The organism is Bradyrhizobium sp. 2TAF36, from assembly GCF_052114925.1.
Lineage (GTDB): Bacteria > Pseudomonadota > Alphaproteobacteria > Rhizobiales > Xanthobacteraceae > Bradyrhizobium > Bradyrhizobium barranii.
Genome location: NZ_JBFRFR010000143.1, coordinates 1 through 11213 on the forward strand (window position 1 = coordinate 1; position 11213 = coordinate 11213).

General features: G+C 63.9%; 11 protein-coding genes. 5 read left to right on the forward strand and 6 right to left on the reverse strand.

From position 1 onward, the window contains the following. Window positions 1-250: 250 nt before the first annotated feature. A complete protein-coding gene (aspS, locus tag AB4Z51_RS42270) occupies window positions 251-2023 on the reverse strand; it encodes an aspartate--tRNA ligase (protein ID WP_135215317.1) in 1773 nt (590 codons plus the stop codon). A gap of 197 nt (window positions 2024-2220) precedes the next feature. On the opposite strand from aspS, the gene AB4Z51_RS42275 reads away from it, so the two are divergent. Next, window positions 2221-3699, forward strand: a complete 1479-nt coding sequence (locus AB4Z51_RS42275; protein ID WP_135215316.1) for a protein adenylyltransferase SelO — start codon at window positions 2221-2223, stop codon at window positions 3697-3699. A gap of 120 nt (window positions 3700-3819) precedes the next feature. On the opposite strand, the gene AB4Z51_RS42280 is transcribed toward AB4Z51_RS42275, so the two are convergent. The 3 genes from AB4Z51_RS42280 to AB4Z51_RS42290 form a co-directional block, all read right to left on the reverse strand. Further along, a complete protein-coding gene (locus AB4Z51_RS42280) occupies window positions 3820-4353 on the reverse strand; it encodes an REP-associated tyrosine transposase (RefSeq protein ID WP_135215315.1) in 534 nt (177 codons plus the stop codon). A 75-nt stretch (window positions 4354-4428) separates the two neighbouring features. Further along, window positions 4429-5049, reverse strand: coding sequence for a M23 family metallopeptidase (locus tag AB4Z51_RS42285; RefSeq protein ID WP_441499538.1), 621 nt, complete (start codon window positions 5047-5049; stop codon window positions 4429-4431). Continuing rightward, window positions 4970-5434 carry a hypothetical protein gene (locus tag AB4Z51_RS42290; RefSeq protein WP_441499539.1) on the reverse strand — a complete coding sequence of 155 codons (465 nt, stop codon included), beginning with the start codon at window positions 5432-5434 and terminating at the stop codon, window positions 4970-4972. Before AB4Z51_RS42290 ends, AB4Z51_RS42285 begins: the two co-directional genes overlap by 80 nt. 260 nt (window positions 5435-5694) lie before the next feature. On the opposite strand from AB4Z51_RS42290, the gene AB4Z51_RS42295 reads away from it, so the two are divergent. Genes AB4Z51_RS42295 through AB4Z51_RS42310 form a run of 4 tightly spaced genes read left to right on the forward strand, consistent with a single transcriptional unit; the run spans window position 5695 to window position 9707 of the window. Next, window positions 5695-6546, forward strand: coding sequence for a phosphodiesterase (locus AB4Z51_RS42295; protein ID WP_208086464.1), 852 nt, complete (start codon window positions 5695-5697; stop codon window positions 6544-6546). Window position 6547: 1 nt separating this feature from the next. Beyond that, window positions 6548-7498 carry a carbohydrate ABC transporter permease gene (locus tag AB4Z51_RS42300; protein ID WP_439034795.1) on the forward strand — a complete coding sequence of 317 codons (951 nt, stop codon included), beginning with the start codon at window positions 6548-6550 and terminating at the stop codon, window positions 7496-7498. Further along, window positions 7495-8364, forward strand: a complete 870-nt coding sequence (locus tag AB4Z51_RS42305; protein ID WP_085402888.1) for a carbohydrate ABC transporter permease — start codon at window positions 7495-7497, stop codon at window positions 8362-8364. The genes AB4Z51_RS42300 and AB4Z51_RS42305 overlap by 4 nt, the downstream gene beginning before the upstream one ends. An 11-nt stretch (window positions 8365-8375) precedes the next feature. After that, window positions 8376-9707, forward strand: coding sequence for an ABC transporter substrate-binding protein (locus AB4Z51_RS42310; protein ID WP_441499540.1), 1332 nt, complete (start codon window positions 8376-8378; stop codon window positions 9705-9707). Window positions 9708-9782: 75 nt separating this feature from the next. Here the strand turns inward: AB4Z51_RS42310 and AB4Z51_RS42315 are convergent, their stop codons facing one another. Next, the gene (locus tag AB4Z51_RS42315) at window positions 9783-10604 is read right to left on the reverse strand and encodes an ABC transporter permease (RefSeq protein ID WP_014495741.1); all 822 of its coding nucleotides are present in this window, start codon (window positions 10602-10604) and stop codon (window positions 9783-9785) included. 10 nt (window positions 10605-10614) lie between these two features. Then, window positions 10615-11213: ABC transporter permease (locus AB4Z51_RS42320; RefSeq protein ID WP_441499541.1), on the reverse strand; the 599-nt coding region annotated here is incomplete at its 5' end.

Here is an 11213-nt window from a genome sequence, read left to right on the forward strand (position 1 = left end):
GCGAGGTCTGTTGCCGCAGCCTCGTGCAACTGTTCAGGTTGATAGATGGAACGGGCGGGAGACCGGGCCGGATCACGGCGTCAAGCGCCAAGGACCCAACGGCTTCCCGCCCACTCCATCATGACAGGCTTCCAAGACACAGGGACCCAGAAGCGCCGCTGCTCGCCGAGACGTGGGCCCCGGCTCCGCAGCGCACCGCCGAAGTCGCGCTGCGCTGCGTCCGGGGTACGGGACCGAAAACCGGCTCAGATCACTTCTGCGGCAGATTCACCCGCACATGCAGCTCGCGGAGCTGCTTGGTGCTGGGCTCCGACGGCGCTCCCATCAGCAGATCCATGGCCTGCTGGTTCATCGGGAAAAGCGAGATCTCGCGCAGATTATTGGTGCCGCACAGAAGCATCACGATGCGGTCGACGCCCGCGGCCATGCCGCCATGCGGCGGCGCGCCGTATTGGAAGGCGCGGTACATGCCGCCGAAGCGGTCGACCACTTCCTGCTCGCCGTAACCCGCGATCTCGAACGCCTTCACCATCGCTTCCGGCACGTGGTTGCGGATGCCGCCCGAGGCGATCTCGTAGCCGTTGCAGGTGATGTCGTACTGGAACGCCTTGATGGTCAGCGGGTCCTGGCCCTTCAACGCGTCGAGACCGCCCTGCGGCATCGAGAACGGGTTGTGCGAGAAGTCGACTTTCTTGTCGTCCTCGTTGTACTCGTACATCGGGAAGTCGACGATCCAGGCGAGCTCGAACCGCTCCTTGTCGGTGAGGTTCAATTCCTCGCCGACCTTGTTGCGGGCAAGACCTGAGAATTTCCAGAACTTGTCGGGGTCGCCRGCGACGAAGAAGGCGGCATCGCCTTCCTTGACGCCGATCTGCGCGCGGATCGCAGCCGTACGCTCTGGCCCAATGTTGTTCGCGAGCGGACCCGCGCCCTCGCCGCCCTCGCGCCACATGATGTAGCCGAGACCGGGTTGGCCTTCACCCTGCGCCCACGAGTTCATGCGGTCGCAGAACGCGCGGCTGCCACCGCCCGGCGCCGGGATCGCCCAGACCTGGTTCTTGGGGTCTTCGAGCATGCGCGCAAAGACCTTGAAGCCGGAGCCGCGGAAATGCTCGGAGACGTCCTGCATCTCGATCGGGTTGCGCAGGTCCGGCTTGTCGCTGCCGTATTTGCGTAGCGCTTCGGCGAACGGGATACGGCGCCAGTTCTTGCTCACCGGCTTGCCCTTGGCGAACTCCTCGAACACGCCGGTGATCACGGGCTCCATCGCCGCGAACACGTCCTCCTGCGTGACAAAGCTCATCTCGACGTCGAGCTGGTAGAACTCGCCCGGCAGACGGTCGGCGCGCGGGTCCTCGTCGCGGAAGCAGGGCGCGATCTGGAAATAGCGGTCGAAGCCCGACATCATCAGCAGCTGCTTGTACTGCTGCGGCGCCTGCGGCAGCGCATAGAACTTGCCGGGATGGATGCGCGAGGGCACCAGGAAGTCGCGCGCGCCTTCCGGCGAGGACGCAGTCAGGATCGGGGTGTTGAACTCGAAGAACCCCTGCCCCTCCATGCGCCGACGCATCGACTTGATGATTTCGACGCGCGTCATGATGTTCTGGTGCAGCTTCTCGCGGCGCAAATCGAGGAAGCGGTACTTCAGGCGGATGTCCTCAGGGTATTCCTGATCGCCGAACACCGGCAGCGGCAGGTCGCCGGCCGGACCGAGCACCTCAATCTCGCTGACATAGATCTCGATCTTGCCGGTCGGCAGATCGTCATTGTCGGTCCCCTCGGGGCGGCGGCGGACCTTGCCGTCCATCTTGACCACGAATTCCGACCGGAGCTTTTCGGCCAGCGCGAACGCCGGCGAGTCCGGATCGACCACGCACTGGGTCAGGCCGTAATGGTCGCGCAGGTCGATGAACAGCACGCCGCCATGGTCGCGAACGCGATGGACCCAGCCCGAGAGGCGAACTGTTTCGCCGATGTTGCTCTCGCGGAGCGCGCCGCATGTATGTGACCGGTAGCGATGCATGGTCGTCCCAAAATCAATGTCGGAGGGGTCGAATCGGACGGCCTGAAACGACCGGTCCGAAGTTGCGGCAGGGTTTACCCGACGAGGCCGGAGGCGGCAACCAAGGGAACGGGCTGTTTTGGGGCCGAAGCGCCCATTTTTGGCCGATTGGGCCTCAAGCCTTTGCCATCAGGCGTTCCCCGCCTATCTTTACCTCCATGACCGTCCATTTCCCCTTCCAGAACTCGTATTCGGCACTGCCGGACAGCTTCTTTGCCCGGGTCGCGCCGACCCCTGTGGCCGCCCCCCGGCTGATCAAGCTGAACCGGCCGCTGGCGGTCCAGCTCGGGCTCGACCCTGACCTGCTAGAGACCCCTGAGGGTGCCGAAATCCTGGCCGGGAAAACGGTTCCCGCTGGCGCCGACCCAATCGCCATGGCCTATGCCGGCCACCAGTTCGGGCAATTCGTGCCCCAGCTCGGCGACGGCCGAGCGATCCTGCTCGGCGAGGTCATCGACAGAGACGGCATCCGCCGCGACATCCAGCTCAAGGGCTCGGGTCCCACCCCGTTCTCCCGCCGCGGCGACGGCCGTGCTGCGTTGGGTCCGGTGCTGCGTGAATACATCGTCAGCGAAGCCATGTTTGCGCTCGGCATCCCGACCACGCGCTCGCTCGCCGCGGTCGTCACCGGCGAGCACGTCATCCGCGAGACCGCGCTGCCCGGCGCTGTGCTGACGCGCGTCGCCGCGAGCCACATCCGCGTCGGCACCTTCCAGTTCTTCGCCGTCCGCCGCGACACCGGCGCGATCCGCCGGCTCGCCGACCACGTCATCGCCCGCCACTATCCGGATCTGCTCCATGCAGAGCGCCCCTATCACGCCCTGCTCGCCGGCGTCGTCGCGCGTCAGGCCGATCTCATCGCGCGCTGGTTGCTGGTCGGCTTCATCCACGGCGTGATGAACACCGACAACTCTTCGATCTCGGGCGAGACCATCGATTACGGCCCCTGCGCCTTCATGGATGCCTACAACCCCGCGCAGGTGTTTTCGTCGATCGACGAGATGGGCCGCTATGCCTATGCCAACCAGCCGCGCATCGCGCTGTGGAATCTGACCCGGCTCGCCGAATGCCTGCTGCCGCTGTTCTCCGACGATCAGGAGAAGGCGGTCGCGGAAGCCCAGGACATTCTCGGCGCTTTCTCCGAGACGTTCAGCACCGCCTATCAAGCAGGCCTGCGCAAGAAGGTCGGCCTGTTCACGGAACGCGACGGCGACGAGGCGCTGATCCAGGACCTGCTGGACGCCATGGCCAAGAACCAGGCCGACTTCACCCTCACCTTCCGCAAGCTCGGTGACGCCGCAGGCGACGAGGCCGCCGCTGCCGACGTCCGCGCGCAGTTCATGGACCCCTCAGCCCTCGACGACTGGGCCAGACGCTGGCGCGAGCGCACCGCGCTGGAGCCGCAGGCCGCAGCCGAGCGGCAGGCCGCCATGCACGCCGTCAACCCGATCTTCATCCCGCGCAACCACCGCGTCGAGGCCGTGATCCAGGCCGCGGTGAACAACGACGACTACGCGCCGTTCGAAGAGCTGGTGAAGGTGCTGGCCAAGCCGTTCGAGGAGCAGCCGGACTATGCCGCCTACGCCGATCCGCCGCTGCCGGACCAGCGAGTGCTGCAGACGTTCTGCGGGACATAGCAACAAACTCGGTGCGTAGGGTGGATTAGCCGAAGGCGTAATCCACCGCTTCTCTCAACCAGACGAGAGTACAGAGGTGGATTACGCTTCGCTAATCCACCCTACGAGCTAACGCGATCGTCACGCCCGCTCACCGAATTCGCCCGCGATCTTGGCGTCACCGCCCGAATCCTCGGGAAATAATCCAGCCCGCACATCGCGGTGAAATGACGAGTACCGCCAATCGCAAACCTTCGAGACATGACCGTGCTTGACGGGATTGTAATAGCAATATTCGACGTGGCGGGCGTAGTCGGCCTCGTCACGGATCAGATGCTCCCAGAACCGGCGTTGCCAGATGCCGCGTTCGTTCCGCGCCGCACGGACAACGCTCAGCCGCTCATTCGCTGGGAGTGCTTTGGCAAATCGCGTCTTGATCAGCCTCCAGCGGACCGAAAAATTGGCATCGTCCGGTGGCAGCTTCCAGATCGCGTGGAGATGATCCGGTAAAACTACGAAAGCATCGATCTCGAAAGGATGGCTCCGGCGCGTTGCGGCGACCGCGTCCCGTAAGATTTCGATGTGGTGGGTCAAAAGAGCTTTCCGCCGATCGAGCAGGTTCACGGTGAAGAACCAGCCCCCTCCGGGGATGAATGCGCGGCGGTAGTCGGACATATCACCGATAACACAACTTGAAGTTGGCTCACAGTGGTGGATTACGCCTTCGGCTAATCCACCCTACGCACCTTCTTACTTCGTCGCCTTCCTGATCCCGCCGAACGACGCCGCGTCGAACTTCTGCGGATCGACGGGATCGTAGCGGGACCACTCCATGTCGGGCACGTTGGCATACCGCTCGGCCCAGGCCTTGTTCGTCGTCGTCGTTCCGGGCGCGACGGGGCGGATCTCGAAATGCAGCACCTTGTTCGGGTCGATCTCGCCGATCGTGTCCTTTGCCTTGACGCTCGCGCCCACCGCAAGCGCCTCTCCCTTCGGCCCGACAATGCGGCCAAGCTGGACGTAGCGCGTGTAGATGACGCCGCCGTTGGGATAGGTGTGCTTGAGCACGACATAGCGGCCGCAACCGCCGATCACGGGCAGGTCGGCCGGCGCCTGCTCGCTGGTCTCGATCTTGACGACGACGCCGTCCGCCATCGCCGCCACCGGACCGCCTGCCTTGTCGGAGGTGAAATCGACGCCGGGATGCTCGTCCTGGGTCCAGCATCCACAGGAGGTCATCGTCTTGTCTGCCGGCTTGTCGGCGCGCGGAAAGCTGCGCGGGGTGAGGAATTCATTGACCAGCAGTCCCGGCCCTTCGGGGGACGTGAAGGCATGGATCGCATAGAGCGAGAGCTTGTCCCCAACCGGCACCCGGCAAGAAGCCGTAGACCACATCCTGGATGAAGACCTTCAGCTCGCGCCCCTTGGCGGAGCGGACCGTGATGCAGTTGGTCGCCTGCAAGGCGTCGGCGTCGGTCTTGGGCATGCCGCTCATGATCAGCGATCGCTTGAGCGCGCCACTTGCGCACGGCTCCCCGTGGGAGGCCAGCGTGACGTCGAGCTTCAGCGGCGACATCGGGTAGACGTCGAGGCCGGTGGCCGGTCGCCGCCGTGCCAGGAACTCGTCGAGATCGGTCTCCTTGTAACGGGCGAAATTGAATTCGGCGCGCGCCGCATCGGGGACGGCGGAGAGGACGACAAGCAGCAGGGAGACGGCAAGCAAACCCAGCTTGGGGAGGCCACGCGGCGGCAACATTCGGAGGTCTCGTGATGCAAATTCGGTGCGCCGTATGAGCAAACCACGACCGCATCTTCGCGGCAAGGTAGACCGCATCTTGCGCCTCAATCGTGAGAGGTCATTCGGCCGCAGAGTACGCTCGCCCGGTCGTCCCAAGCATGTCCACACCTTCCACGCGCCGTAGGAACCGCTGTCATCAAACTGAAACACTGGCGCTCTAACGGCCTGTCAGGGACGTCCTGCCGGAGGCGCCCATCCTCCAACAGTCCTGACGCGCCATGCCCTTCAAATTCATCCACATCACCGACACGCATCTCGCGAACCCCGGACTGAAGCTCTATGGCCTCGATCCGCGCGCCCGGCTGGACGCGGCGGTTGCCGACATCAACAAACACCAGTCCGATGCTGCCTTCGCAGTCGTGACCGGCGACCTCACGCATTGGGGCGAGCCTGAATCCTACGCCAATTTCGCCGAGGCGATGGCCGCTCTGAAAATCCCTTATATCGCCATGGTGGGCAATCACGACAAGCGCGTGGCCTGCCTCGACGGACTGAAGGCCGCGCCGCGCGACCAGAACGGCTTCGTCCAGGGCACCCGCACCACCGAGCACGGCCTGTTCGTCTTCCTCGACACGCTGGACGAAACCAGCCACGCCGGCGAGATGTGCGCCAAGCGCCTCGGCTGGCTCGCGAGCACGCTGGCGGCCGCGCCCGCCGATATGCCGTTCGTCGTCTTCATGCATCATCCGCCCTTCCCGGTCGGCGTCCACGCGATGGACGAGATCGCACTGGCGCAGAGCGCCGAATTCGCCGAGGTGATCGCGCCCTATCGCGCACGCATCCGTCACCTCTTCTTCGGCCACGTGCACCGGCCGATCTTCGGTAGCTACGGCAAGATCCCGTTCTCGACGCTCCGCGGCACCAACCACCAGGTCTGGTTCGAGCTTGACGCTGCCGCGACCGACCATCTCGCCAGCCATGAGCCGCCGGCCTATGGCGTGGTGCTGATCGACGGCGAGAACCTGGTCGTGCACAGCCACGACTTCCTCGACACCAGTCTGCGCTTCCCCTTCGAGCCACCGGCGGGAATGGACGGCCGCGACTATGCGCTCAAGTTCGCGGCACGGTGAAATGAGCCTAGCTGAACCCGCGGCTCTTCCGGTCGCGGCATCGGCGGCACCGCGTCGGCACGTCCTGAAGCGGTTTGTAGGCCGCTTCAACGCCTCGCTGCCTGCCTATCTGTTGCTTCTGCCATCGCTGGTCTTCCTCGCACTGTTCACCTATGGCGCGATGGGCCGCGTGCTCATCGACGCGCTCTACCAGCGCGCCACGCCGAAGGCGCCGGTCCGCTTCGTCGGCCTCGACAATGTCAGTGCGGTGCTAGCCGACCCCGCCTTCACCGGCGCGGTCGTCAACAATCTCGTCTACGCCATCGGCACGGCGATCCCGAGCATTGGACTTGCACTCCTGTTCGCGCTGGCGCTGTCGCGCACCAATGCGGTGAGCAGCGCGCTGCGCGCCGCGCTGTTCCTGCCGGTGCTGATCCCGATGGTCGCGGCCTCCGCGCTGTTCCTGTTCATCTTCCTGCCCAATGTCGGCCTGCTCGACTACTACATCGGCCGCCTGCTTCCGGTGGTGCCGAACTGGCTCGGCGACCCCGACATCGCACTCTATGCGATCATGGTGATCACCATCTGGAAGAACGCCGGCTACTACATGTTGTTCTTCCTCGCCGGCCTGCAGGCCGTGCCCGAGGATGTCATGGAAGCCGCGCATCTCGACGGCGCCGGCCCGTTCATGCGGCTGCGCTACATCATCCTCCCCGAGCTCAAGCCCACCTTCCTGTTCGTCATCGTCATCGCCACGCTCAACGCGGTCACGCAGGTCGACCACGTCTTCGTCATGACCAAAGGCGGACCGTCGAACTCGACCAATCTCGTGTTGTTCTACATCTACCAGCAGGCGGTCGAGCATTACGACATCGGCAAGGCCTCGGCGGCAACGCTACTGACGCTTGCGGCGCTGATGGGCCTCACCGCGCTCTCCTTCCGGACGATGGCCAATCGTGAGGGCGGAGCATGACGCTGATCGACTGGCTGCTTAGGGACGCCCCGCTCGCCACGCGCCGCGAGATCACGCCAAAGCTCGGCTTTCTGCTGACCGTGCTGCTCGCGATCGTTTGGCTGATCCCGTTCCTGTGGATGGGCGTGGCGACGCTGCGCCCGGCGTCCGACGGCATCAACGTGATGGCCGAGCTGATCCCGAGCCTCAAGCCCACGCTCGACAATGTCAGGGATGCCTGGGAGATCGGCGATTTCCCGCGCTACACCCTCAACACCACGATCATCTGCACCGGCATCCTGCTGGTGCAGTTCGTCACGATCACGCTGGCCGGCTTTGCCTTTGCGCGGCTCGAATTCGCCGGCAAGACGCTGATCTTCTATTTGTTCCTGATGCAGCTGATGCTGGTACCGGTGCTGCTGATCGTGCCGAATTTGAGCCTGGTGGCGCAGCTCGGGCTCTACGACACGCTCGCCGGCGTGATGATGCCGTTCTTCGCCTCGGCCTTCGGCACCTTCCTGATGCGACAGGCTTTCGAAGCCATTCCGACCGAGCTGGAAGACGCCGCCCTGATCGACGGCGCCAGCCTTCTCCAGCGCATCCGCCACATCTACGTGCCGCTGTCGATGCCGAGCTTTTCCGCCTTCGCCATCATCTCCGTTACCAGCCACTGGAACGACTTCCTGTGGCCGCTGATGGTGATCAACTCGCCGGACAAGCGGCCGCTCACGGTCGGTCTGTCCGTCTTCACCGCGACCGCCGAAGGCACGCAGGCCTGGGGCACCATCGCCGCCGGCACGCTCATGGTGATCGCGCCGCTGCTCATCACCTTCCTGATCTTCCAGAAGCGCTTCATCAGTTCTTTCGTCACCTCAGGCATCAAATAGGAGAGTTTTCGATGCTGTTTACCCGCAGGCTCATGCTTGGCCTTGCCATGGCAGGCTCCATGGCTGGCGCCCTCGCCGTCCCGGCGATGGCCGAAGGCCCGACCGAGATCGACCTGTTCTTCCCCGTTCCCGTCGACGGCAAGCTCGCCCGCGACATGGGCACGTTGATCAAGGAGTTCAACGAGACCCATCCCGCCATCAAGGCGACCGCCGTCTACACCGGCTCCTATGACGACACGCTGATCAAGACGCGCGCGTCGATCAAGGCCGGCAAGCCGCCGGCCGCCGTGATCATGTCGGCGAACTTCCTGCTCGACATGCAGATCGAGAACGAGCTCACCAATCTCGATCCCCTAATCGCCGCCGACGGCACCACCAAGGACCAGTTTCTCGGCCAGTTCTTCCCGGCGCTCCAGGGCAATGCGGTGATCAATCGCTCGGTCTACGGCGTGCCCTTCCACAATTCGACGCCGCTGCTCTACATCAACGCCGACAAGGCCAAGGAAGCCGGCCTCGATCCGAGCAAGCCGCCGCAGACCTGGGCCGAGCTCACCGACTGGGCCAAGAAGCTCACCAAGCGCGAGGGCGACAAGGTGACCCAATGGGGCATCGCGATCCCCTGCGCCTATGACTATTGTGGCTGGATGATGGAAACGCTCACCATGACCAACGGCGGGCGCTACTACAACGAGGAGTTCGGCGGCGAGGTCTATTACGACACGCCCTCGATGCTGGGCGCGCTGACCTGGTGGAACGACCTCGTCTACAAGCACAAGGTTCATGCCCCCGGCGCGACGCCGGGACCGGCCGTCAGCACCTCCTTCATCTCCGGCAATGCCGCGATGATGATGCTCTCGACGGGCTCGCTGACCTATGTGCGCGACAACGCCAAGTTCAACTACAAGGTCGCGTTCATCCCGCGCAACGTCCGCAACGCCGTGCCGATCGGCGGCGCCTCGCTGATCGTTCCGGCCGGCCTCGAAGCCGACAAGCAGAAGGCTGCCTGGACCCTGATCAAGTGGATGACCTCGCCCGAGAAGAGCGCCTGGTGGAGCCGTGCCACCGGCTATTTCGCGCCCAACATGGCCGCCTACAAGACGCCTGACATGGTCGACTTCCTCAACAAGAACCCGGACGCCAAGACCGCCGTCGAGCAGCTCGACGTCGCAAAACCCTGGTTCGCGACCTACAAGACCGTGCCGGTCCGCAAGACGCTGGAGGACGAGGTCATGCTGGTCCTCAACGGCAAGAAGCAGCCGAAGGAGGCGCTGGTCGCCGCCCAGAAGGCCGCCGACGAGACGCTGAAGCCGTACAACGCGGAGACCTCGCTGAAGCTGCCGTAAGGCTAGCGATCAGCCAAACAACCTCGGCGCTCCACGGTGTGGGGCGCCGAAATCATTTCAGGGGTCGCGATCGCATCAGTTGCGCCTGCCGTCGAGCCTGAACACCATCTGCGTCGGACGCACGAACCGCAATGCGACCAGCAGCACGGCCATGACGGTGCACATGTAGATGACAGCCATCGCATCGATCGAATAGACCGGCCGGACACCGCCAGCGAAGACGTTGTAATACAGCGCGACGACCAGGGTCTGCGATCCCCCGCCCGCGAGCAGAAACGCCAGCTCGAAGTTCGAGATCGTATTCACGAGAACCAGCAGACCCGCCGTCAAAATGCCCGGCAGCATCAGCGGCAACAGGATGCGGCGGAATATCTGCAGCCGGCTCGCGCCGAGCATCTGGGCCGACCATTCAAGATTCAAGCTGATCTGCTCGAAGAACGGCAACAGGATGAAGACCGCAAGAGGAACCATGGGGACGAGCACGGCGAGAATGACGCCAATGACCGTCCCTCCGACACCGAACCCATAAAGCGTCGTGGCAAGCGGAATGCCGTAGGTCATCTGAGGGATCAGTAGCGGCAGGAAGTAGAGCAGCAGCAGGACCGGCTTGGCGTTGAAATTCCGCCGCGCCAGCACGTAGGCCGCCGGAAATCCGATCGCGAGCGCGATGAAGACCACGGCCAGCGCGATGAACAGCGTGATGAAGAGAACATGGGAGAGCTCGAACTCCCGCCAGGCGTAGGTAAACCAATCCGTCGTGAACGCCGGCGGCAACGGCTTGCCGAACCAGCGTTTGGCGAACGAGCTGACCACGACATGCGTCACGATGCCGAGCAGGTTCAGGATGAACCCCAGCAGGAACAGGTAGATCGCCAATTTCCACATCCGTCCGCGCATCTGCTTCCCCTCAGCGTTTGCCGACGCCCATGGTTGTTGCAATCGTCATACGGCGACGCACCAGCACGATGACCACCAGCGCCGCGAGCTGGCAGAGCCCCATGATGACCGCGATCGCAGATGCGTAGGACATGTCATATTGCTCGAAGGCCTGCTGGTAGGCCGCGATCGAGATCGTCCGCGTCGAGCCGGCCGGCTGGCCAACCATCACCGCGGATGGAAACACCGCAAAGCTCATCACGAAGACGAGGGCAAACGCGATGATCAGGCCCGGTGCGATCAACGGGAACATGACACGCCGGAAGATGGTCCAGGGCCCGGCGCCCAGCATGCGTGCGGAGCTTTCCAGGCTCGGGTCGATGCCGGAGATGTAACCGAGCAACATCAGGAAGCAGAACGGAAAGTTCTGCATGAACAGCGAGAAGGTGACGCCGATAGAATTATGCGTCAGCTCGAGCGGGTTCTGGATCAATCCGACCGCAAGCAGCAACTGGTTGAGCCAGCCATTGTGGCCGTAGAAGCCGAGGATCCCTTCCGACAGGAAGACGACACCGAGCGAGATCGGAAGCACGAGAATGGTCGTGATGGTGCGCTCGAACCAGATGCCAC

Excerpts from the sequence above, each read along its gene's own strand:
- AB4Z51_RS42305 (WP_085402888.1), top strand. The coding sequence starts at position 7,495 with ATGACGCTGATCGACTGGCTGCTTAGGGACGCCCCGCTCGCCACGCGC.
- AB4Z51_RS42315 (WP_014495741.1), bottom strand. The coding sequence starts at position 10,604 with ATGCGCGGACGGATGTGGAAATTGGCGATCTACCTGTTCCTGCTGGGG.
- AB4Z51_RS42275 (WP_135215316.1), top strand. The coding sequence starts at position 2,221 with ATGACCGTCCATTTCCCCTTCCAGAACTCGTATTCGGCACTGCCGGAC.
- AB4Z51_RS42280 (WP_135215315.1), bottom strand. The coding sequence starts at position 4,353 with ATGTCCGACTACCGCCGCGCATTCATCCCCGGAGGGGGCTGGTTCTTC.
- AB4Z51_RS42310 (WP_441499540.1), top strand. The coding sequence starts at position 8,376 with ATGCTGTTTACCCGCAGGCTCATGCTTGGCCTTGCCATGGCAGGCTCC.
- AB4Z51_RS42295 (WP_208086464.1), top strand. The coding sequence starts at position 5,695 with ATGCCCTTCAAATTCATCCACATCACCGACACGCATCTCGCGAACCCC.
- AB4Z51_RS42300 (WP_439034795.1), top strand. The coding sequence starts at position 6,548 with ATGAGCCTAGCTGAACCCGCGGCTCTTCCGGTCGCGGCATCGGCGGCA.
- AB4Z51_RS42290 (WP_441499539.1), bottom strand. The coding sequence starts at position 5,434 with ATGTTGCCGCCGCGTGGCCTCCCCAAGCTGGGTTTGCTTGCCGTCTCC.